Consider the following 22573-nt stretch of genomic DNA (forward strand, 5'->3'; position numbering starts at 1 on the left):
AGCATTCTGCCGACGACCACCGACAAAACCGGTTAGCCCGCCTCGCGCTGGATCGTCGACCACGCGCTGAGCACGTGCTCGCGTTCCGTCGCGGGGGCGCCGATCGCCATGCGCAGCAACACGTCCCCGTTCGCCTTCGTGTGGCTCAGGTACAGCTCGCCCGAGTCGTTGAGCCGTTCCAGCAGCGCCATCGTCGCCGCGTTGGCGTCGTCCGCGGACAGCCCCGGCCACCGCGGGCGGAAGCAGACGAGCCCGAACGGATGGTCCGCCCGCAGCTCGAACCGGTCGTCGGCGGCGACCAGCCCGGCGAACTCGTCGGCCAGCGCGATGCCCTTGCGAATGTGCTCGCGCAGCCCCCGCGCGCCGTACCAGCGGATCACCGACCACAGCTTGAGCGCGCGGAAACGCCGCCCCAGCGGGATCTGCCAGTCCCGGTAGTCGATCACCTCGCCCGACGCGCTCGCGGCGTTGCGCAGGTACTCGGGCAGGATCGACAGCGCCTCGATCATCGGCGCGCGGTCGGCCAGCCAGAGCACGGAGCAGTCGAAGTTGGTCAGCAGCCACTTGTGCGGGTTGGTCACGTAGGAGTCCGCGTACTCGGCGACGCCGTCGTTGATCCAGCGCAGCTCAGGGCAGATCGCCGACACCCCGGCGTAGGCGGCGTCGACGTGCAGCCACACCCCGTGCGCCCGGCACACCTCGCCGATGCGGCGCACCGGGTCGATCGCCGTGGTGGACGTGGTGCCGATCGTCGCGCACACCAGCGCGGGCACGGCGCCACCGGCGAGGTCGGCGGCGATCAGCTCGTCCAGGTGGGCCGGGTCCATGGCGAGCGTGTGCTCGTCGACGTTCACCGCGCGCACGTTCTCCGCGCCGAGCCCGGCGATGCGGCCCGCCTTCTCCAGCGACGAATGGGTTTGCGACGATACGTACACGGTGCGCCGGCGCCCCTCGCCACCCGCGCGCCGCAGCGCGGCCAGCAGGGCGACGAGGCTCGCGCTCGACGCGGTGTCCTGGATGACGCCGCCGCCCGCGGAGCCGGTGCGGAACCGCTCAGGGAGCGCGAGCAGCTCGGCGAGCCAGTCGACCACGAGCGACTCCAGCTCCGTGCAGGCCGGGCTCGTCGCCCACACCATCCCCTGCACGCCGAGCCCCGACGACAGCAGGTCGCCGAGGATCGCGGGACCGCTGGCGTTGGCCGGGAAGTAGGCGAAGAAGCTCGGGTGCTGCCAGTGCGTGACGCCGGGCAGGACCGCGCGGTCCAGGTCGGCGAGCACGTGCTCGAACGGCTCGCCCTCCTCGGGCGGGTGCGCGGGCAGCGCGGAGCGGACGTCACCGGGCTTGGCCTGCGAGCGCACGGGCCTCGACTCGATCGACGCCAGGTAGTCGGCGACCCAGTCGACCACCCGCTTGCCGTGTTCGCGGAACTCCTCGGGAGTCATGTGCCCGGCCATGTCTGGAGGCTAGCCGCAGTGAAGGCCACCTTGCTGCGTTGATCGGACACAGCGGCGCAGAGCGCCTCGGTTTGAGTGGTGGCGGGAGACGGGCGGGCGCAGTGAGGGTGGCCTTCACTGCGGCCGCCCGGGCTCACCTGACGCCGTCGGCCCACCCGCTGGTCAGTAGGATGGCCCGCATGTCACAGCCCGTAGCCAAGGTCTCCTTGACCGGCATCAAGCCGACCGGCGAGCCCCATCTGGGCAACCTGATCGGTGCGATCCGCCCGGCGCTGCAGCTGGCTGAGCAGTACGACTCGGTCTACTTCATCGCCGACTACCACGCGCTCACGACGGTGCGCGATCCCGAGCTGCTCCGGCACTACTCGCGCTCGGTCGCCGCGACCTGGGTGGCCGCGGGCCTCGACCCCAAGCGGACGACGTTCTACGTCCAGTCCGACGTCCCCGAGATCTTCGAGCTCAACTGGGTGCTCTCCTGCGTGACCGGCAAGGGCCTGATGAACAGGGCCCACGCATACAAGGCCGCGCGCGACCGCAACGTCGAGGCGGGCGAGGAGCCCGACGCCGGCGTGAACATGGGCCTGTACAACTACCCCATCCTCATGGCGGTGGACATCCTGATCATGGAGTCCGACGTGGTGCCGGTGGGCAAGGACCAGGTGCAGCACGTCGAGTACGCCGCCGACATCGCGGGCAGCTTCAACCACCTGTACGGCAAGTCGTACTCGTTCAAGGTGCCGAAGGCGATCATCCCCGACGCCGGCACAGGGCACACGCTGCCCGGTCTCGACGGCCGCAAGATGAGCAAGTCCTACGACAACACGATTCCGCTGTTCCTGCCGGAGAACAAGCTCAAGAAGCTGGTGCGGCGCATCCCAACGGACAGCACGCCGGTGGAGGACCCGAAGGACCCCGACAGCTCGTCGGTGTTCCAGATCCTGGAGCAGTTCGCTCCGCCATCGGCCGCCGACGTCGTCGCCGACACGCGCAAGCGTCTCGAGGCGGGCGGCATGGGCTGGGGCGAGCTGAAGAACGTGCTGTTCGAGGTGCTCAACACCGAGCTCGGCCCGCTGCGCGAGCGCTACGACGCGCTGATGGAGCCGGGCAGCGAGCTCGACACCATGCTCGCCGAGGGCGCGGAGAAGGCCCGCGAACGGGCGGGCCGAGTGCTCGGCTCGGTACGCAAGGCCATCGGCGTCGGCAAGTGATCCCGGCGTGACGTGCGGCCACTGAGCCCCGGCGAGCCCGCGCACGTCGGCCGGTACCGTCTGCTGGCCTCGCTCGGCGCCGGTGGGATGGGCCGGGTGCTGCTCGCGGTCGCGCCGGACGGGCGCCTCGCGGCCGTCAAGCAGATCCACCCCGGGTTCGCGCACGACAAGGACTTCCGGCACCAGTTCGCGCGTGAGGTGGAGGCGTCACGGCTCGTCTCGGGCGCCTACACGGCCGCGGTCATGGACGCCGATCCCACGGCACACGCCCCGTGGCTCGCGTCGGTCTACGTCGCGGGGCCGTCGCTGCGCGAGGCGGTCGACGCCGCGGGACCGCTGCCGCCTGTCTCGCTGCGGTACCTCGCCGCAGGGCTGGCTTCGGCGCTCGCCGACATCCACCGCGCCGGTCTGGTGCACCGGGATCTCAAGCCCAGCAACGTACTGCTCACCGCCGACGGTCCGCGCGTGATCGACTTCGGCATCGCGCGGGCGGTCGAGGGCGACTCCGAGCTGACGCGCAGCGGCTCGGTGATCGGCTCGCCCGGCTTCATGTCCCCCGAGCAGGCGGAGGGCGGCCCGCTCACGTCGGCGAGCGACGTGTTCTCGCTGGGCGCGCTGCTGGTCATGGCGGCGACCGGACAGAGCCCCTTCGCGGGAACGTCGGCGCCGCAGACGCTCTACAACGTCGTGCACACCGAGCCGGACCTGACCGCCGTGCCGGCGGAGGTGCGCGCTCTGGTGGAGCCGTGCCTTGCCAAGGACCCCGCCGACCGGCCGACACCGGCGCAGCTGCTCGACCGGCTCGGCCCCGTGGCGCCGAGCGCCCAGCCGTGGCCGTCCCCGGTGCACGAGCTGATCCGGGCGCAGGAGGCGGAGGCGAGGGCAGCCCTGGTCGAGCCATCGGCACGACGACGGTCTCCGGTGCTCGCCGTGCTCGCCGCCGTGGTGCTCGTGGTCGGTGGAGTGCTCGCCGGAACGCTGCTCGACGTCACGAAGTCCTCGCCCGGCACCGCGGTACCAGTCGCACAGGGCGCCCCGAGCCCCACGAGCACCGGACCACCCGCCCCGCTCAGTGCGGCGGGACTTCGGTCCGTCGACCCGTGCCGAGTCCTCGGCGGCGACCTCACGCCGAAGATCGACGTGCACTTCTTCAGCTGCACCTACGAGGCGCCCGACGGGCGGTGGCTGGATCTGCAGCTCGGCGACCGCGTTCCCACCGACGCCGTGGTCACCGACGAGATCGCCCGGCTGCCCGCGAGCGTCGGACCTGCCGGTGGAGAGGGCCGGTGCACGGCGATCGCGCTGATCCCCGGCCAGGAGACGCACGGCATCAGCGTCACCACGTCACCGGGCGTCGGCGACACGATCGACCCGGACCCTTGCGGCACCGCACGGGCGACCCTCACCGAGGCGATCGGCGCGCTGCGCGAGGGCGGAGCCGGCTGGCAGGACGCGAGAGGCACGCTCGCCACCGTCGATCCCTGCGCGCTGACCGACGACGCCGAGCTGGGCGACCTGTTCGGCGTGGTCGTCGGAACGGAGCCGGACGGCCTGCACGAGTGCCGGTGGGACGTCGGCGGCACCGTCGAGGTCACCCTCGAGCGAGCCGTCTCCCCCGGCAGAGGCGGGCAGGACGAGTCACCGGTGGAACTCGGCGAGCGCACGGTGTACCAGCAGGAGTTCCCCGACGCGGGTAGCCCGGCGTGCGGGGTGAGCTGGGCACACGTGCCCGTCGAGGAGGGCTTCACGGAGGTGGTCCGCGTGCTCTACCGCGCGACGGCGAGCGGCGCCGACGTGGCCGATGTGTGCGGGCAGACCCGGCGGCTCGCGGAACGGATCATGCCGAGGTTGCCGCAACCGTGAGACCGCTGCGACCGGACGAGGCCGGGCCGATCGGGCGGTACCGGCCGCTCGCCGCCGTCGGCGAGGGGGGCATGGGCAGGGTGCTGCTGGCCGTCGCCCCGGACGGGCGCCTCGCAGCCGTGAAACAGGTGCACCCGGAGTTCGCGCACGACCCCGGATTCCGCGACCGGTTCGCACACGAGGTGGACGTCTCCCGCCGCGTGTCCGGGGCCTACACCGCCGCCGTCATGGACGCCGACCCCTCGGCCGAGGCGCCCTGGCTCGCCTCGGTCTACGTCGCCGGACCGTCACTGCGGGAGGCGGTCGACGCCGCGGGACCGCTGCCCGTCGACTCGCTGAAGTACCTGGCCGCCGGGCTCGCCGCGGCGCTCGCCGACATCCACCGCGCCGGACTGATCCACCGGGATCTCAAGCCCAGCAACGTGCTGCTCACCTCCGACGGCCCCCGGGTGATCGACTTCGGCATCGCGCGGGCCGTGGAGGGCTCCGACCTCACCAGCACGGGCGCGGTGATCGGCTCCCCCTCGTTCATGTCGCCGGAGCAGGCCGAGAGCGCGCACCTGACCCCGGCGAGCGACGTGTTCTCCCTCGGTGCCCTGCTCGTCATGGCCGCCACGGGGCGGAGCCCGTTCACGGGCGAGACAGCGCCGCAGACGCTCTACAACGTCGTGCACGCGGACCCGGATCTGTCCGCCGTGCCACCCGAGATCCGATCGCTCGCCGAGGCGTGTCTCGCCAAGGACCCGGCGCGGCGCCCGGCGCCGGAGCAGATCCTCGACTTCCTCGGCCCGGTCAGCCCCGCCGCCTCGCCGTGGCCGTTCGCCGTGGGCCAGCTGATCGCACGGCAGGAGTCCGAGGTGAGGGCGGTGCTGTCGTGGCCGGCTCCGCTGCCGCCGTTGCCCCCGCCCGCACCGCGGCGCCGCCGCCTGGCCTGGGCCGCCGCGGCACTCGGTGCTGCGGCCGTGGTCGGCGTGGGTGTGGTCGTCGCCGTGAACATCGGCGGTGACGAGCAGGAGCCCGTCACACCGCGGGCGACGCGGCTGCCGGTGGAGCAGGCGTTGAGCGTGGACCGGCTGCGCGGCACCGACCCGTGCGCGTTGCTCGACGGCGCGCAGGTGCGGGGCGAGGGCACGCTGACCGCCGAAGAGAACCCGATCCACCTCAACCGCTGCGCGTACGAGACGTCGGAGGGTGACACGGTCAAGCTGGTCATCGGCGAGCCGGTGCAGGCGGCGGGCGCCGAGAGGGGCGCCGGCATCGCGGGACTCCCAGTGTTGCTGACCGATCTCACGGGCGGCTGCGAGGCCACCATCCAGCTGCCGGGCGAGCCGGGACTCGGGCTCCGCACCGAGGACTCGGATCCCTCGGGCGATGCCTGCGGGCGCACGCGAGCCGTGCTGGCGACGGCGGTACAGCAGCTGCGGGATCGCGCCGGCGCATGGGATCTTCCCGGCCACAGCGCCATCACCCTCGACCCATGCTCCCTTGTGGACGATACGGCGGCGCGCGACGTGCTCGGCACCGTGACGGGCACCGCGCTCACCCGCCTCCACGAATGTGAGTGGACGGCGGGCGGCTCACTGACCCTGACCGTCAGCCCGGGAGCGCCGCGGGCCCCTCCCGACGAGGGCTACCGGCCCGTCGATCTCGCCGGGGTGCGCGCCTACGTCTACGAGGTCAGCCCGGAATCGTGTTCGCTCACGTGGACTCACCGCAGGCTCGACACCGACCGCACCGAGGATGTGCGCATCGCCTACCACGCGAACGTCGCGGGCCAGGTGTGCGCGAAGACGCAGGCCTTCGCGGAGGCCGCGATCGAGGGGCTGAGCGACTCCTAACGGGTCAGCGGAGCGCGGGCAGGCCGGCCGCGAGAGCCGCGATCCCGCGCTTCAACGTGGGCGTGAACGGCAGGCACGCGGCGGCGAGGTCCGGGTTCTGTGCGTAGACCTCGACGAGCACCGGGGGCGGGTTGGCGGCCGGGTAGAGCATGCTCGCGAGAACGGTGGCCAGCCCGACGACCTCGACGCCCTCCTGCTCGGTCAGCTCCAACCGTGCCGCCACGACCGAGCCCAGTGCGGCGACGACGCCCAGCACGCCGCGCTTGAACTCGGCGACGGCCGGCACGGACGCGTTGTGCTCCAGCGTGGTGGACGTGTGGCCGAGGAGATCGCAGAACAGTGGGCGGTCGGCGAGCGTCTCGGCGAGGGTGTCGATGACGTCGGCGCCGTCGCGCAGCCGCCGGGTGACCTCGTCGGTCCACTCGCGCCAGCATTCGATCGCGAGCTCGAGGTAGATCTCCTCGCGCGTGCCGAAGTAGCGGACGACGTTGGACTTCGCGAGCCCGACCGCCGCGGCCACGCTGCCGAGGCTCACGTTGCGCACCCCGGACTCGGTGGCCAGTTCGCGGGCCGCCGCGAGGATGGCGTCGCGCCGCTGTTGCTTGTGCTCCGGCCTCCTGGCCCGCACGAACGTCGACTCAGCCATATCCGGTCCAGTATAGGTCCCGACTTAACAGAACACCGTACTCTTGTTAACGAAACGCTGTTCTGTTAATTTGGCCCTACCGGACCTAACAAAGGGGATCGACGTGGTCGAGGTGCGCTTGCGCGTGAACGGAACGGACGAACCGCTCGACATCCAGCCACAGGTCAGCCTGCTCGACGCTCTGCGCGAGTACCTCGGCCTCACCGGCACCAAGAAGGGCTGCGACCAGGGCGCCTGCGGCGCCTGCACGGTGCTCGCCGACGGCGAGCGGATCAACTCCTGCCTCGCGCTGGCCGTGCAGTACGAGGGCAGGGAGATCACCACCATCGAAGGGCTCGACCATCCGCTACAGGGCGCCTTCGTGCGGCACGACGGCTTCCAGTGCGGGTACTGCACGTCCGGCCAGATCTGCTCGGCCGTCGGGATGCTCGCCGAACACAAGGACGGCATGCCGAGCGCCGTCACCAAGCAGGCGTCCGGAGGGGAACTGTCGGCGGCGGAGATCCGGGAGCGGATGAGCGGGAACCTGTGCCGCTGCGGCGCCTACAACGGCATCGTGGGGGCCATCCAGGAGGTCGCGCGATGAGGACCTTCTCCTACGTCAGCGCGCCCGACGTCGAGACCGCGCTGCGGGCCGTCGCGGGCGAGCCGAACGCGAAGTTCCTTGGCGGCGGGACGAACCTCGTCGACCTGATGCGCGAGAACATCGAGCGGCCCGACGTGGTCGTGGACATCAGCAGGCTGCCGCTCACGGAGGTCGAGGAGCTGCCCGGCGGCGGCGTGCGGATCGGCGCGCTCGTGCGCAACAGCGCGCTCGCCGCCCATCCGCTGATCCGCACGCGCTATCCCGTGCTGTCGCAGGCGATCCTGTGCGGGGCCTCGGCGCAGCTGCGGAACATGGCGACCGTCGGGGGCAACCTGCTGCAGCGCACCCGCTGTCTCTACTTCTACGACGGCGCGTCGGCCTGCAACAAACGCGAGCCCGGCAGCGGCTGCGCCGCGATCGGCGGCTTCACCCGCAACCACGGCGTGCTCGGCGTCAGCGAGCACTGCATCGCCACCCACCCGTCGGACCTGTGCGTGGCGCTGGCGGCGCTCGACGCGGAGGTCGAGGTGGAGAGCACGCGCGGCACCCGGCGCCTCCCGCTGAGCGAGTTCCACCGGCTGCCCGGCTCGACGCCGCATGTGGAGACCGCTCTCGCGCCGGACGAGCTGATCACGGCCGTCGAACTCCCCGCACCGGTCACGGAGCGGTCGCGCTACCGCAAGGTGCGCGACCGCGCGTCGTACGCGTTCGCGCTGGTCTCCGTGGCCGCCGCGCTGGACGTCGGCGACGGCACGGTGACCGCGGTGCGGCTGGCGCTCGGCGGCGTCGCACCCAAGCCGTGGCGGGCGGTCGAGGCGGAGCGCGTGCTGCTCGGCGCACCCGCGACCGAGGAGGCCTTCCGCACGGCCGCCGAGGCCGAGCTCGCCGCCGCGACCGGCCAGGACGGCAACACCTTCAAGATCGAGCTCGCGCGGCGCACGATCGTGGCGACCCTGCGCGACCTGCTCAGCGATGGGAGCGCGGCGTGACCCAGACCCTGCCGAGAACACACGAGCCGAGTGTCGGCAAGCCGGTCGACCGCGTCGACGGCACCGCCAAGACCACCGGCGCGGCCCGATTCGCCGCCGAGTACCCCTACCCCGGGCTCGCGCACGCGGCGCTCGTGCACGCCACGGTCAGCCGCGGCCGGATCACCGCGATCGACACCACCGAGGCGGCCGCGATCCCCGGCGTCATCACCGTGCTCACGCACCACAACGCACCGGCACTGAAACCGCCGCGCAGGTTCAACCCGCTGGACCTCAGCACGATGGCGTCCGGCACGTCGGTCAGCTACCTCAACACCGACGAGGTGCACTGGGACGGGCAACCGGTGGCGGTCGTCGTAGCGGAGACCCTCACGGCGGCACGCGAGGCCGCGGCACTCGTCGAGGTCTCCTACACCACGTTTGCGTCCACAGTGGACTTCAAAGCCGAGGAGCCGAACGCCGAACCGCAGAAGGGCAACCTGCTGATGTCAGGGTCGGCGAAGAAGGGCGACGCCGAGGCCGCGTTGGCCAAGGCGCCCGTCAGGATCGAGGCGCGGTTCACCACGCCGCCGCACCACCACAACGCGATCGAGCCGCACGCGACGACGGCGATGTGGGACGGCGACCGGCTGACCGTCCACGATGGAACGCAGAGCATCGACTGGCTGCGCTCGCACCTCGCGCTGCGGTTCGACGTCCCGGTGGAGGGTGTGCGCGTGCTCGCACCGTTCGTCGGCGGCGGATTCGGCGGTAAGGCCAACATCTGGCCGGGAACCATTCTCACCGTCATGGCCGCACGCGCGACCGGAAGGCCGGTGCGGCTGCTGCTGACCAGGGAAGACGTGTACCGCACGGTCGGCGGGCGCACGCCATCGACGCAGCGGGTGGCGCTCGGCGCGCGCACCGACGGCACGCTCACCGCGCTCGTCCACACCAGCGTGACGCGCACCGGGCGCGTCGGCGGCAACCCGGAACAGGTCACCTCGCAGTCGAAGCACCTGTACGACGCCGAGAACATCCTGGTGCGGCAGAACGTGGTGGAGCTGGACCTGATCTCCAACACGGCCATGCGCGCACCCGGCGACTCGATCGGCACGGCTTCGATCGACGAGCTGGCGTACGAGCTGGGCATGGACCCCATCGAGCTGCGGATGCGCAACGAGCCGGAGCGCAACCCGATCGACGGCAGGCGGTTCGCCAACCGGAAGCTGCGCGAGGCGTACCGGCTCGGAGCCGAACGGTTCGGCTGGGCCGACCGGACCCCGGAGCCGGGTTCGATGCGCGACGGCCGCTGGCTCGTCGGCATGGGCGTGGCCACGGCGTTTCACCCCGCGTGGCAGTTCCTGGCCAACGTCACGGTGCGGCTCTCGGTCGACGGCAGCGTGCTGGTGCGCTGCGGGTTCCAGGAGATGGGCATGGGGGGCGCGACAGCGCAGGCGCAGATCGCCGCCGACGCGCTCGGCGTGCCGGTGGAGTCGGTGCGCGTGGAGTACGGCGACTCCTCGCTGCCGTTGAGCCCCGCCGCCGGCGGGTCGATGCAGACGGCGAGCGTGGCGAGCAGCGTGCTGACGGCGTGCGAGAAGCTGCGGAGGAAGCTGGCAAGGCTGGGGCGGCCGGGTGACGATCCCGCCGCCGCGCTGGCCCGCGCGGGCGTGCCGTCGCTGGAGGTCTCCGTCGGCTCGGACACCCGCATCGGCAGGCTCACCGGACAGGTGCGGTTCCTTTCGAAGCTGATCCGGGACCAGCGGCGCTGGATGAAGGCCGCGAGCGGGGCGCAGTTCTGCGAGGTCCGCGTCGACCCCGACACCGGCGAGACGCGGGTGTCGCGATGGACCGCGGCCTTCGACGTCGGGCGGGTGATCAACGCGAAGACCGCGGTGAGCCAGCTCCGGGGCGGCATCGTGATGGGGATCGGCATGGCGCTGTCCGAGGAGACGCTCGTCGACCCGCGCACGGGCCGCATCATGAACCCGGGCCTCGGCGAGTACCACGTGCCGGTGCACGCCGACGTCCCGCCGATCGACGTCGCCTACCTCGATGAGCCGGATCCGACGATGCCGCTCGGTCTCATCGGCGTTGGCGAGGTCGGCATCACGGGAGCCGCGGCCGCGATCGCGAACGCCATCCATCACGCCACCGGCAGGCGGATCCGCGAGTTGCCCATCACGCTGGACAAGCTCTTGTGATCCATTCCGCCGGTCAGCCGGCCGGGGCGGTCCAGGTGACCGGAAGCTCGTGGACGCCGTAGATGTTCATGTCGGTCCTGAGCTTCACCTCGCCGGCCGGGACGGCGAGCCGCAGCGTCGGGAAGCGGCGCAGCAGTCCGCCGAAACCGGCGCGCATCTCGATGCGGGCCAGCTGCTGGCCGAGGCACTGGTGCACGCCGTGACCGAAGGAGAGGTGGCCGCGCGCCGTGCGGCGGATGTCCAACGTACCGGGGTTCTCGAAGCGCGCGGGGTCGTGGTTGGCGGCCAGCAAGGAGATCACGACGGTCGATCCCTTGCCGATGGTCTCCCCGCAGAGCTCGATGTCCTCCGTGGCGTAGCGGTAGAAGATGTCGGCGACCGACAGGTAGCGCATGAGCTCCTCGACGGCGCCGGGCAAGAGCTCCGGGTTCGCGCGCAGCTCGGCGAGCTGCTCGGGGTGCTCCAGCAGTGCGAAGGTGCCCAGCGACAGCATGTTGGCCGTGGTCTCGTGACCGGCGAGCAGCAGCAGGAACGCGGCCCCGGTCAGCTCCTCGATGGTGAGGTCGTCGTGGCGGGCCAGGTCGGACAGGATGTCCTCGCCGGGCTCGGCGCGCTTGCGGGTGACCAGTTCGGCCAGGTACCCCATCATCGCGCCGTAGGCGGCCATCTTCTCCTCGATCGACTGGTCTCTCACCAGGAACTTCGCGGAGTTGACCTGGAACGTCTCCCGGTCCGCGTAGGGCACGCCGAGCAGCTCGCAGATCACCAGCGAGGGCACGGGCAGCGCGAACTCCTTCACCAGGTCCGCAGGCGGCGCCAGGCGCGCCAGATGGTCCAGCTGCCGCTCGACGATGTCGGCGATGTGCTCTTCGAGCGTCCTCATCCGCTTGACGGTGAAGGCGCCGGTGAGCCTGCGCCGCAGGCGGCTGTGGTCCGGCGGGTCCATCGCGATGAACATGCCCGGGATCTGCGGTGACGGTTCGGTGGCGACGGGCATGTCGGAGGTCCCGTAGGGCACGTGGAGGACGCCGATGTCCAGCCGGGAGCTGAACCGGGTGTCGGCCATGAGCTGCCGGACCGCCTCGTAGCCGGTGACGAGCCAGCCCTCGTGCCCGTCGGGGAAGAGCAGCGGGCTCACCGGGCGCACCGCGCGCAGCCGCGTGAGCTCGCTCGGCGGGGCGAAGGGTCCGGCGTCGCGCTCCGTGGGAAGGCCGTACGGGATGGCGGACGTCTGGCTCATCGGAAGTCCTTTCGTGGCGGGTGTGAAGGCCACGGTCGCCGACCGGGCTGACATGGGGCTGACACGGCTCTGACACGGTCCGGCCGCCCGGCCTGGCAGAATCGACCGGGTGCGGATCGGGGTGCTCGGGTCGTTCGAGGTTCGCGCGGACGACGGCGCCCCGGCCGACGTGCCGGGCGCCCGGTTGCGCGGACTGTTGATCGCGCTGGCGCTCGATCCGGGCCGTGTGGTGCCGAAGGCGACACTGATTGACTGGATCTGGGGTGAGCGTCCGCCGGCCGACGCGGCGAACGCCCTGCAACGCCTGGTCTCCCGGCTGCGCAAGGTGCTGCCGGAAGGGTCGGTCGAGGGGCACCCGAACGGTTACCGGCTGGTGGTGGAGCCCGACGGCGTCGACGCCGTGCGGTTCGAACGCCTGGTCGGCGAGGCCCGCGATGGCGATGATCCCCGGCGGCTGCGCGAGGCACTCGCGTTGTGGCGTGGTGCGGCCATGCAGGACGTCGGCCTGCAGGACAGTGCTGCGTTCGACGCGGCGGTCACCCGGCTGGAGGCGCTGCGCCTGACCGCGCTGGAGGACCGGTTCGACGCGGAGCCCGCCGCCGGCGACGTCGCGGAGCTCACCGACCTCGTGGCCGCGCATCCGTTGCGGGAACGGCTTGCCGCCGCGTTGATGCGTGCCCTCGCCGCGGCCGGTCGCGGCTCGGAGGCGCTGCTCGTGTACGAGCACACGAGGGAGGCCCTCGCCAACGCGCTGGGCGTCGACCCGTCCGCCGAGCTGTCCGCGTTGCACGTCGCGCTGCTGCGGGGCGAGCTGGGCAGGCCGGACGAGAGCCGCAGGACCAACGTGCGCGCCGAGCTGACCACCTTCGTCGGCAAGGAGACCGAGATCGCCACGGTCCGCGACCTCGTCGCCGAGTACCGGCTCACCACCCTGACGGGTCCGGGCGGTTCCGGAAAAACCAGGCTGGCCACGGAAACCGCGCGCATCCTGGCCGGGGAACTGCCGGACGGGGCGTGGCTCGTTGAGCTCGCGGCCGTCGGCACCGAGGACGTGGCGCGAGCGACGCTCGCCGCGCTCGGCCTGCGGGACACGCTGATCGGCGAGGCACCGGAGACGGAGCCGGCGGACCGGGTGGTGGCCGCGGTCCGCGAGCGGGCGATGCTGCTGATCCTGGACAACTGCGAGCACGTGATCGAGTCGGCCGCGGCGTTCGCCCACCGGGTGCTCGGCGAGTGCCCGCGCCTTCGGATCCTCGCCACGAGCAGGGAACCGCTCGGCATCACCGGTGAGGCGCTGTGGCCGGTCGCGCCGCTGGACCTGCCCGCCGAGGACGCCGATCCCGCCGAGATCGAGTCGTCTCCGGCCGTCCGGCTGCTGCGGGACCGGGCGGGCGCGGTGCGCAAGGACCTCGCGACCGGCGCAGGCACGTCGGCGAGCCTGGCGCGCGTGTGCCGCGCGCTGGACGGCATGCCGCTGGCGATCGAGCTGGCCGCGGCCAGGTTGCGCACCATGTCCCTCGACCAGCTCGCGGGCAGGCTCGACGACCGGTTCCGCCTGCTGACCGGCGGCAGCCGCACCGCGCTGCCCCGGCACCGGACGCTGCGCGCGGTGATCGACTGGAGCTGGGAACTGCTCACCGACGTCGAACGGACGGTGCTGCGCAGGCTCTCGGTGTTCGCCGGCGGGGCGAGTCTGGAGGCGGCCGAGCGGGTGTGCGCCGGCGACGTGGCCGGGCGGGAGCAGGTGCTCGAACTGCTCACGGCGCTGACCGAGAAGTCGCTCGTGGTGGCCGGGGACGACGGAGCACCCCGGTACCGGATGCTCGGCACGATCAGGGAGTACGCCGCACGGAAGCTCGCGGAGGCGGGCGACGCGGACCGGGCACGCCGCGCGCATCTGGCGTACTTCACCGAACTCGCCGAGACCGCTGAGCCACACCTTCGCCGCGCCGGGCAGTTGGACTGGCTCGCCGTGCTCGAGACCGAGCACGACAACATCGGTGCCGCGCTGCGCGGTGCGCTCGCGGCCTCCGACGCGGGCGGGGCGATGCGGCTCGCGGCGGCCGCGGGCTGGTACTGGTGGCTCGGCGGGCACAAGGCCGAGGGCAACGAGCTGATCATGGCGGCGACCGCAGTGCCCGGCGAGGTGGGCGACGAGATCCGGGCCACGGTGTACGCGTTCGTCACGATGTTCGTGACCTCCGGCAGGAGCGACCAGACCGAGGCGGCCGAGTGGATCCGGCGGGCGTACCGCATCGGCAGGCCCGTCCAGGACCATCACCCCGCGCTGCGGTGTGTCGCCGCACTGGAGCACCTGCTGCGGGAGCCGGGCGCGTACCAGTCGGCGTGGGAACCGTTGCTGGGCGACGAGGATCCCTGGGTGCGCGCGCTCGCGCGGCTGCACCTCGGCAAGATGAAGATCGCGCTGGGTCACGACGCGCGGGAGGCGGACACCGACCTCGAGACGGCGCTCACCGAGTTCCGTGCCATCGGCGACCGGTGGGGCATCTCGTTCGCGCTGACCGAGCTGGCACCCCGGATCGCCCTGCGCGGCGAGCTCACGGCGGCGTGCGAGCACTACGAACAGGCGATCGCGGTGGTCACCGAGGTCGGCGCTGTCGAGGACATCGCACCGATGCGGTCTCGGCAGGCGCAGCTGTACTGGCTTTCGGGCGACGAGGAGGCGAGCGCCGCCGCGATGGCCGAGGCACAGCGCTGCGCGCAGCGCCTTTCCTGGCCGGAGGCGCTGGCCGAGCTGGCACTGTCCAAAGCGGAGCTCGCGCGCTGGAGCGGCGATGCCGGGCAGGCGAGGCGGCAGCTCGACGTCGCGATGGCCCTGCTGGGCGACCACGCCGAGCGGGCACAGGTCCGCGCGGCGGCACACGACCTCCTCGGCTATCTCGCCGAGGATCCCGGCGAGGCCCGCGAACACCGGGCCGCTGCATTCGCGGCGGCGTCCCAGGTCGGGTATGCCCCGTTGATCGCGCAGACGCTCGTCGGGATCGCGGACCTCGCGCTGCGCCACGAAGAACACGAGCAGGCGGCGAGGCTGCTCGCGGCGAGCACGAGCGTGCGCGGCCTGCCGGATCGCTGCCACCCGGACGCGGCCCGCATCGAGCGAGCCGCGCGGCGTGGCCTCGGCGACACGCGGTTCACCGAGGCCACGCGGGACGGGACGCGGGCGAACTGGCGGGAGCTCGCCGCCAGCACACTCACGTGGTGAACGGGATCAGGTTCAGCACTCCTCCAGCGAACCAACGTCGCTGAGGTGGTCGTCGCTGACCAGCCCTTCTTCTGGTGCCCGCGTCGGTCCGGGCCACGAGGCCCGGTGTGGACGAGGGCCAGTGTTCGGGCCGCCGGGTTCGCGCCGCCACGCCTTTCCCTGGAACGAAGACGATCGTCGCGGGTCGCTTGCGAGGGTGCCCTAACCTTCAGGGGTGAGGGTTGGGAGTGGGGGTCCAGACGTCGAGGAGGCGGAAGGCGCGCGGGCACGGGCACGGCCCGCCCACCTGGCTACCGGGCTGCTGGCGGCGGTCGCGCTGCTGTTGTGCTGCGCGGTGCTGAGCCTGCTGACCGGCTCGGAGCCGGTGGCGATCGGCGAGGTGCTGAGGGTGCTGTTCGCCGACGACCGCAGCGAGCCGGCCATCATCGTGCACGACCTCCGGATGCCGCGCACAGCGGTGGGCATTTGCGTGGGGATCGCGCTCGGGCTCGCTGGGGCGCTGATGCAGTCGCTGACCCGCAACCCGATCGCGGACCCCGGCGTGCTCGGCATCAACGCGGGCGCCGCGTTCGGAGTGCTGGTCGCCATCGTCGGCCTTGGAATCGGGGACTTCACCGGCTACGTTTGGTTCGCTTTCCTCGGCGCCACCCTCAGCACCACGCTGGTCTATCTCATCGGCGGCCGGGGCAACGACAGCGGCACACCGGTGCGGCTCGCGCTCGCCGGGACCGCGATCGGCGCGGCGCTGGTCTCCGCGGCCGAGGCGATGGTCTTCCTCGACCCGAAGGCGTTCGACGAGTACCGGTTCTGGATCGTCGGCGACATCGCGAAACCGGAGCTGGCCGTGGTCGGTCAGCTGCTGCCCTTCCTGCTCGTCGGCGTGCTCGTGGCGCTGTCGCTGGGACCGCGGCTCAACGCGATCGCGCTGGGCGACGAGCTCGGCACGGCGCTCGGCGTGGGGCTGCCGCGGACTCGGCTGCTGGTCGGCTTCTCGGTGCTGGTGCTGGCCGGCCTTGCCACGGCCGTGGCGGGCCCGATCGGTTTCGTCGGGCTGGCCGCCCCGCATCTGGCGCGCGCGGTGACCGGACCGGACCAGCGTTGGGTGCTGCCGTACGCGGGCGTGCTGGGCGCGGTCATGGTGTTGCTCGCCGACGTGGCGGGACGCGTGGTGCTGCCCTCCGGCGAGCTGCGCGTGTCGATCCTGACCGCGATCGTCGGCGCGCCGTTCTTCGTCGTGCTGGTCCGGCGCAGGCGGGCGGCCGCATGAGCACGAGAACCGTGCGGGTGCCGGGATTCTCGGCGCGCTACTCTTCCCGGCCCGCCGTGGTGACCGGTTTGCTCGCGCTCCTGCTGCTGGCGCTGACGGGCTACGCGCTGACGGTCGGGAAGCTGCCCGTCTCGCTCGGCGAAGCGCTCGGGATGCTCGCCGGCGACCCCGGTCCGTCCGGAGTGGACTATGTCTTCTGGACGGTGCGGCTGCCGAGAGTGGTCACCGCCCTGCTGGTCGGCGCCGCGCTGGGGGTGAGCGGGGCGATCCTGCAGAGCCTTTCCCGCAACCCGCTCGGCAGCCCCGACGTGCTCGGGTTCGCTGGTGGCGCCGCGACCGGGGCATTGCTGCAGATCCTGCTGATCGGCGGCGGCGCGCTCGCGGTCGCACTGAGCGCGCTCACCGGCGCGTTCGTCACCGCGGCGGTCGTGTACCTGGTGGCCTATCGCAGGGGCGTGCCGGGACAACGGCTCGTGCTGGTCGGGATCGGCATCGGCGCGCTGCTGCTTTCGCTGAATCGCTACCTGCTGATCTCGGCCGAGGTCGACGACGCGTTCCGGGCCGCGGTGTGGCTCACCGGGAGCCTGCTCGACCGCAGCTGGGACCACGTCACCATCGCCACCATCGCCGTGACCGTGCTCGTGCCCGCGTCGGTGCTGCTGTTGCGCAGGCTCACGTTGCTCGAACTGGGCGACGAGCTCAGCACCGGACTCGGCGTCCCGGTAGGAAGGACGCGGCTCCAGCTGTTCGTGGTGGCCGTGGGCCTCGCGGGAGCGGCGACCGCGGCGGCGGGCCCGGTCGCGTTCGTCGCGCTGGCGGCTCCGCACCTCGCGCGGCGGCTGCTGCGACCCGGCGGCCCGAGCGTGGTGGGGTCCGGGCTGGTCGGCGCTGTGCTGCTGCTCGGCTCCGATGTGGCCGCACAGCAGGTGTTCCCCACCGGGGAGCTGCCCGTGGGCGTCGCGACCGGCGTGCTCGGCGGCGTGTACCTTGCGACCCTGCTCGGCCGGCGCTGGAGCCGCAGGTCCGTCCTGAGCGGATGAACCCGGTGGTGGGCGGCCGGCGATCCGGCCGCGCACCTGCTCCTCACGCGAACTGGGGGACCAGCCGCTCCAGGTCGTCGAGCAGTGCGCCCGCCGCGGACGCGGACGCACCGTCCCACCAGGACACCCTCGGCACCTCGAACACCTTGCCAGCCCGCACGGAGGGCAGCCGCTGCCACAGCTCGCCCTCGGTGTACCTGCGGAACGTGCTGGACACCTGACCGCCCTCGAACGCCCCGCCGCCGCTGAAGTGGATGAGCACGTCGGCGTCCGCGAGGCGGCTCACCTGTTCCGGCGAGAGGCTGGTGTAGGTGTCCTCAGGTTGCTCCGGCGTGCTGGACTCGGTGCGGCGGACCCCGGCGTCTGTGAGGATCCGCGACGGGAAGATGATCGAGTCGGTGACGATCCGCAGCTCGTCGGTGGTGAACCGCAGCAGTGCGACCTTCTTGCCAGCCAGCAGGTTCCCGTGCGTGGCCCGGAACCGCTCGGCGCGGGTCCGGTACTCGTCCAGCTTCCGCTGCTGCGCTTCTCGAACGCCGTAGACCTCGGCGACGGTGAGCGCGGACTCGTGCCATTCCACGGCATCCCGGGTGTTGGCGTAGGCGACGGTGCTCGCCAGTCCGGCAAGCGCGGCGTAGTTGTCCTGCAGCGACGCGGTGTTGCCGACGATGAGGTCGGCGCCGAACCCGGCCAGCCGCTCCACGTCGACCTGGCCGAACCCGAGGTGCTCGAACTCCCCGGTCCCACGGGGAAGGTAGCCGGGCACCGGCGGGTCGGCGTCGAGCGTGGCCGAGGCCACCAGCGGGACACCGTGCTCCAGTGCCACCTGCAGAGCCTGGCCGGGGTCGAGTGCGATCACCCGCTGCGGGGAAAGTGGCACGTCGGCCTTTCCGTACGGGTGCTTCACCGGTTTGGTGTCCGTTGTGGACTGTCCTCCCGACGTGTCACGCGGGCCGCACGCGCTCAGTCCCAGCGTGGCCAGTCCGGCGCCGAGGCCGGTCAGAACCGTGCGTCTTCCCAGCAGGGAAGGGGGTCTTTCCACAGCTGTCCTCCGTGGGCGGGATGCGGCAAGGGCTCAGTCGCCGAAGGCCTCGGCGAACTTGGTCTGGCGTACGGTGTCGTCTTCCAGCGGGCACGTGATGCAGTAGCCGTGCTCAGGGTCTGCGCGGAAGTCGAAGCAGCAGGTGCCGCGCACCGCCCAGGCGCCCTGCGGCCGATCGGGCTGGAACCAGAACAGCCGCGGCCCTTTCCGGATCGGGGCGCCCGCGGCGAGCAACGCGGTGGTGAGCCGTTCGCTTCTCCTCCATGCCTGGTCCAGGTCGTTGCCGAGCCTGCGCGCCGGGTTCAGCATGTAGAAGTTGAGCATGTCCACGACGTATCCCCACAGCGTGCGGCGCCCGACCCGGGTGTGCGCACTGAGTGCGTCGATCACCGGCCCGAACAAGTCGATCATCAGCACGCTCGTCCACTCGTCGAGCTCGTTCTCGTCGCGGACGGGAACGGTCCCCGGCTCGGTGGGGTGGCCGTCGAGCACGGCCACGCGCGGGCGGACCACGTGCACCTCGCCGAGCAGGTTTCGCTCGTCGGCGGGCAGCCAGACCACGTCGGGGCGGAGTTCAGCGGACCGGCCTGCGAGGTAGGTGCCCGCCGCGGCGAGGAAGATCAGCTCCCGGCCGAAGCTCTTGAGGAAATGCACGGCGGCCGCGCTGATCTGCCGTGGGCCGCGCAGCTCGCGGAAGGCGTCGAAGGCGGGGCCGATCTGGTCTTCGCCGACAAGCCGGTCCAGTCGCCACCAGTGAGTGCCGGGGGTGTCGGCGGGCGGCTCGTCGAGCAGCACGGGAAGCGGCGCGAACGTCAACTCGGCGCACGCCTGGACGACGGGGGCCAGCGGACCGCGGTGCCTCACCTGCATTAGGTAAGCCTACACAAACTAGGACGAAAAGGTCGACCTCACTCGTCGACTACCCATGGGGCCGGGCCGTGGAACAACCCGCCGCGAGTGGAGTGGACCTGACGCTGAAGCGTACGAACCACCGCGACTCACGACCAGTTGAGCGACCAGTTCGGCATCGTGCGCCGCATCCCGCGACTCCGCTCAGGTCTCATCGTTGGGCCTGTTCGGCGCGCTGTGACAGGCACCCTGTGAGGAAGGTGCGTCGAAGTGCTCCTCCCTCACAGAGTCGCCTGCATCAGTTGACCTTGCGTTCCACGAAGTCCACGATGATCGAGCAGATCAACTCAGGTGCCTCGAACATCGGGTAGTGACCGATGCCGTCGATCATGAGCTTCTCGGCGTCTGGCAGGCCGGCAACGGTCTCGTCGACAAGTTCCTCCGGCAGCCAGAAGTCCTCGACGCCGGCTGCCACCAGCACCGGGATGGTGGCGTTGGACAGCTGGTCGCGGACGTCATGATTGGCCCACCCCTGCAGATCGCCAACCGCGCTCACCTGCGCGTTCCGGTGCATCCACCGGAGTTCCTCCTCCTTCTCCGGCGGGCACTTGGCGTTCAACGCCGCCCCGGAGATCCGCTCCATCGTGTCCTGCCACCCCGGGTTCCAGCTCGGCTGCATGTACTCGCCTGGATCGGGGAAGGTAGGCGTCCGGGCAGCGCCCTCGAATGCGATGGCCGCACTGAAGTCCTCCGGATAGCTGACGGCGAGGTCGATCGTGACATCGCCACCGATGGAGGTCCCGGTGACCACCACCTTGGACTCCCCGAAAAGCTCCCGCTTGAACAGCCGAACGAACTCGGCGTGCCGATGGATCGTGGTCGTCACCTCGCCACGCCAGGCGTAGGTCCGGGCTCGTCCAGGCAGATCGAGAGCGATCGCGTGGAACCCTGCCTCCGCCAGCAGCGGCAGCAGGTAGCGATACTCCAGCGCGTTGGCCCCCGCCGTGTGGACACAGATGATCGGACGGCCGCCGACGCCGATCTCGTCGTAGTACGTCGGCGTACCGTCGACCTCGATGTAGCGCCCAACGATGTCCTTCCAGGTCGACGTCATGCGCGACCCTCCCGTCCGACCTCGAGGATGACTTCGACAAGCGTGTGAACCGCCTCGGTGAGACGGCTGGCCTCCATGAGATTGCCCTCCAGTCCCAGTTCCGAGGTCATCTCTCCCAGGCGCTCCAGGTTCGGATCGCCCTCGAAGTGCCGCACGCCGGGCGTCACGAGATCTGCGTAACGCCGCTCGCCGGACAGCAGCGACGCCCATGCGGCACCGGGCCCGCCGAGCTTGAAGGTGTAGCCGAGCGGCGGCTGGAACGGCAGGTGGTCAATGACCTTGCCGCGATACACCTTCAGCCAGAGTCGGGCACCGTCGGACTCCAAGAGGATGGAGCCGTCGAACCACCTCGTCTCTCTCGCGAACCGAGCGTTCGAGTCGAGTCGCCGCACCAGCGACTCGGCGAACGCGGGATCATCGAACTGCACCATGCCGTTCCCTTTCCTTCTCCTAGAAATGAATCAATAATAGATTAAATTTGTGACCTGGGCAACAGCCCGCCTTGATTCCCCAATCAGGTCCGCGGTCCGCCGGCGACGTAGCTGACCTGGCCCGATACGGACCCCGAGCGGGTCTGCACCGCGGCACACAACCGGTCCGAGCGGGATGCCGACCATTCGTCGACCGCCAGGCTCACCGCATCCTCCTGGACAGTTGGTCGGCCACGCACACCGGCTTGTCGGAACCCTCGCGCTCGATCACGTATCGGAGGGTCAGCTGACCCCCTCCGCGCACTTCCTCGACCCTGAGGATCTCCGCCGTGGCCCGCACGCGTGAGTCACGTGGACACGGTGCCGGGAACCGCACGCGGTCGAGTCCGTAGTTGATCGTGGTAGGGCACTCCTCGATCGCGATGAGCTCCGGGCTGAAGGCGCCGATGAGGGAGAGGGTAAGGAACCCGTGGGCGATGGTCGACTCGTAGCCCGCGGCGGTGGCGCGTTCGGGGTCCACGTGGACCCAGTTGTGGTCGCCGGTGTCATCGGCGAAGCGGTTGATCAGGCTCTGGTCGATCGGGCCCCAGGCTGTCGGACCGACCACCAGGCCGATGGAAGCTGACAGCTCGGCAAGGGTTGCGAACACGCGCTGAGCCATCAACGGTCCTTGCGCCGGACGACCGAACCCTGGCCCGTGGAACCCCGGTTCACTCCGACCATGCCTGCGGCGCCGGCGTCGAGCCCGAGCATCTGCATGAATGCCTGTCCGGGACCGCTGGCAAGCAGGCCGCCGTCGACCACGATCGATTGTCCGGTGATGAATCTCGAGTCGTCCGAGGCCAGGAAGGCGATGGCGCCGGCCACGTCCTCCGGCCGTCCGGACTCCGGCCAGGGCTGGACACTGGCGAGCTTTTCCTCGAAGGAGTCCAAGTGCCCTCGGTGCACGAGGGGCGTGCCGATGACGCCGGGGCACACGGCGTTGACTCGGATGCGGTGCGCCGCCAGTTCGACGGCTGCCGTGCGGCTGAGCGAGATCACCGCGGCCTTGGCCGAGGAGTACGCCTGCGGGCTGATGCCCCCGGCCAGTCCGGCCGTGGAGGCGATGTTGATGATCGAGCCGCCTTGCCGGCTCTCCACCATCGCGGCGGCGGCGTGCTTGACACCGAAGAAGACCCCCGTCGAGAGCACCCGGAAGGTGTATTCCCAGTCCTCTGCCTCGATCTCGGTGATAGGCCCGAAGGCCCCGCCGACACCAGCGTTGTTGACCATCGCGCCCAGCGCGCCGAACTCCGTCACGGCGATCGCGACCGCGCTTCGCACGGCTTGCTCGTCGGCGACATCGACGACGACGGTTCGGAGCGAGTCGGCGCTCTGCGAATCCGCGGCATGGCCGTCCTCCAGGGCACGGAGCGCCTGTGCGTTCAGATCCGCGGCCACCACGGACCATCCGCACGCGAGAAATCGCTGAGCCGTGGCCAGACCGATCCCGCTTCCGGCGCCCGTGACGACGGCGACCTCGTGGTTGGTCACTAGTGCACCCTCTTCCGTGCGGGCCCCTGGATGGGGCTTGTGGTAGGAACTAGGCGGAAGTCGG

General features: G+C 71.3%; 18 protein-coding genes. 9 read left to right on the forward strand and 9 right to left on the reverse strand.

From position 1 onward, the window contains the following. Positions 1 to 32: 32 nt before the first annotated feature. A complete protein-coding gene (locus tag FCN18_RS32685) occupies positions 33 to 1442 on the reverse strand; it encodes a pyridoxal-dependent decarboxylase (protein ID WP_137096930.1) in 1410 nt (469 codons plus the stop codon). Between the two features lie 191 nt (positions 1443 to 1633). On the opposite strand from FCN18_RS32685, the gene FCN18_RS32690 reads away from it, so the two are divergent. From FCN18_RS32690 to FCN18_RS32700, 3 genes are read left to right on the forward strand one after another with little or no spacing between them, the layout of a single operon-like run. Continuing rightward, positions 1634 to 2662: a tryptophan--tRNA ligase gene (locus FCN18_RS32690; protein WP_112276516.1), complete on the forward strand. Its 1029-nt coding sequence runs from the start codon at positions 1634 to 1636 to the stop codon at positions 2660 to 2662. Between the two features lie 12 nt (positions 2663 to 2674). After that, the gene (locus FCN18_RS32695; RefSeq protein WP_137096915.1) at positions 2675 to 4525 is read left to right on the forward strand and encodes a serine/threonine-protein kinase; all 1851 of its coding nucleotides are present in this window, start codon (positions 2675 to 2677) and stop codon (positions 4523 to 4525) included. Beyond that, positions 4522 to 6363 carry a serine/threonine-protein kinase gene (locus tag FCN18_RS32700; protein WP_137096916.1) on the forward strand — a complete coding sequence of 614 codons (1842 nt, stop codon included), beginning with the start codon at positions 4522 to 4524 and terminating at the stop codon, positions 6361 to 6363. The genes FCN18_RS32695 and FCN18_RS32700 overlap by 4 nt, the downstream gene beginning before the upstream one ends. 4 nt (positions 6364 to 6367) lie before the next feature. Here FCN18_RS32700 and FCN18_RS32705 read toward each other — a convergent pair whose 3' ends face one another. Continuing rightward, on the reverse strand, positions 6368 to 7009 hold the full coding sequence (locus FCN18_RS32705) for a TetR family transcriptional regulator (RefSeq protein WP_112276513.1): 642 nt from the start codon (positions 7007 to 7009) through the stop codon (positions 6368 to 6370). Positions 7010 to 7112: 103 nt separating this feature from the next. On the opposite strand from FCN18_RS32705, the gene FCN18_RS32710 reads away from it, so the two are divergent. From FCN18_RS32710 to FCN18_RS32720, 3 genes are read left to right on the forward strand one after another with little or no spacing between them, the layout of a single operon-like run. After that, the gene (locus tag FCN18_RS32710) at positions 7113 to 7595 is read left to right on the forward strand and encodes a 2Fe-2S iron-sulfur cluster-binding protein (RefSeq protein ID WP_137096917.1); all 483 of its coding nucleotides are present in this window, start codon (positions 7113 to 7115) and stop codon (positions 7593 to 7595) included. After that, a complete protein-coding gene (locus tag FCN18_RS32715) occupies positions 7592 to 8584 on the forward strand; it encodes an FAD binding domain-containing protein (protein ID WP_137096918.1) in 993 nt (330 codons plus the stop codon). Before FCN18_RS32710 ends, FCN18_RS32715 begins: the two co-directional genes overlap by 4 nt. After that, entirely contained in the window at positions 8581 to 10770 is a 2190-nt protein-coding gene (locus tag FCN18_RS32720) for a xanthine dehydrogenase family protein molybdopterin-binding subunit (protein ID WP_137096919.1), read from the forward strand. The genes FCN18_RS32715 and FCN18_RS32720 overlap by 4 nt, the downstream gene beginning before the upstream one ends. Before the next feature lie 13 nt (positions 10771 to 10783). Here FCN18_RS32720 and FCN18_RS32725 read toward each other — a convergent pair whose 3' ends face one another. Beyond that, positions 10784 to 12010 (reverse strand): cytochrome P450, encoded by a 1227-nt coding sequence (locus FCN18_RS32725; protein WP_112276509.1) that lies wholly within the window; start codon positions 12008 to 12010, stop codon positions 10784 to 10786. Between the two features lie 109 nt (positions 12011 to 12119). On the opposite strand from FCN18_RS32725, the gene FCN18_RS32730 reads away from it, so the two are divergent. The 3 genes from FCN18_RS32730 (at position 12120) to FCN18_RS32740 (ending at position 17540) form a co-directional block, all read left to right on the forward strand. Continuing rightward, the gene (locus tag FCN18_RS32730) at positions 12120 to 15233 is read left to right on the forward strand and encodes a BTAD domain-containing putative transcriptional regulator (protein ID WP_137096920.1); all 3114 of its coding nucleotides are present in this window, start codon (positions 12120 to 12122) and stop codon (positions 15231 to 15233) included. Between the two features lie 214 nt (positions 15234 to 15447). Beyond that, positions 15448 to 16500 (forward strand): FecCD family ABC transporter permease, encoded by a 1053-nt coding sequence (locus FCN18_RS32735; protein ID WP_112276507.1) that lies wholly within the window; start codon positions 15448 to 15450, stop codon positions 16498 to 16500. Then, positions 16497 to 17540, forward strand: coding sequence for a FecCD family ABC transporter permease (locus tag FCN18_RS32740; protein ID WP_137096921.1), 1044 nt, complete (start codon positions 16497 to 16499; stop codon positions 17538 to 17540). Before FCN18_RS32735 ends, FCN18_RS32740 begins: the two co-directional genes overlap by 4 nt. Before the next feature lie 43 nt (positions 17541 to 17583). Here the strand turns inward: FCN18_RS32740 and FCN18_RS32745 are convergent, their stop codons facing one another. The 6 genes from FCN18_RS32745 to FCN18_RS32765 form a co-directional block, all read right to left on the reverse strand. After that, the gene (locus FCN18_RS32745; protein WP_137096922.1) at positions 17584 to 18582 is read right to left on the reverse strand and encodes an ABC transporter substrate-binding protein; all 999 of its coding nucleotides are present in this window, start codon (positions 18580 to 18582) and stop codon (positions 17584 to 17586) included. Between the two features lie 33 nt (positions 18583 to 18615). Further along, positions 18616 to 19452 (reverse strand): (2Fe-2S)-binding protein, encoded by an 837-nt coding sequence (locus FCN18_RS32750; protein WP_137096931.1) that lies wholly within the window; start codon positions 19450 to 19452, stop codon positions 18616 to 18618. A gap of 277 nt (positions 19453 to 19729) precedes the next feature. Further along, on the reverse strand, positions 19730 to 20545 hold the full coding sequence (locus FCN18_RS32755) for an alpha/beta fold hydrolase (RefSeq protein ID WP_158303211.1): 816 nt from the start codon (positions 20543 to 20545) through the stop codon (positions 19730 to 19732). Further along, complete coding sequence (locus FCN18_RS39290) at positions 20542 to 20976, reverse strand: hypothetical protein (protein WP_158303212.1); 435 nt, start codon at positions 20974 to 20976, stop codon at positions 20542 to 20544. Before FCN18_RS39290 ends, FCN18_RS32755 begins: the two co-directional genes overlap by 4 nt. A gap of 202 nt (positions 20977 to 21178) precedes the next feature. Continuing rightward, positions 21179 to 21637, reverse strand: coding sequence for a MaoC family dehydratase (locus FCN18_RS32760; protein WP_137096923.1), 459 nt, complete (start codon positions 21635 to 21637; stop codon positions 21179 to 21181). Next, positions 21637 to 22573 (reverse strand): SDR family NAD(P)-dependent oxidoreductase (locus tag FCN18_RS32765; RefSeq protein WP_323808386.1); only part of this gene is annotated, 937 nt, incomplete at its 5' end. The genes FCN18_RS32760 and FCN18_RS32765, both read right to left, overlap by 1 nt.

The organism is Prauserella endophytica, from assembly GCF_005146945.1.
Taxonomy (GTDB): Bacteria; Actinomycetota; Actinomycetes; order Mycobacteriales; family Pseudonocardiaceae; genus Prauserella_A; species Prauserella_A endophytica.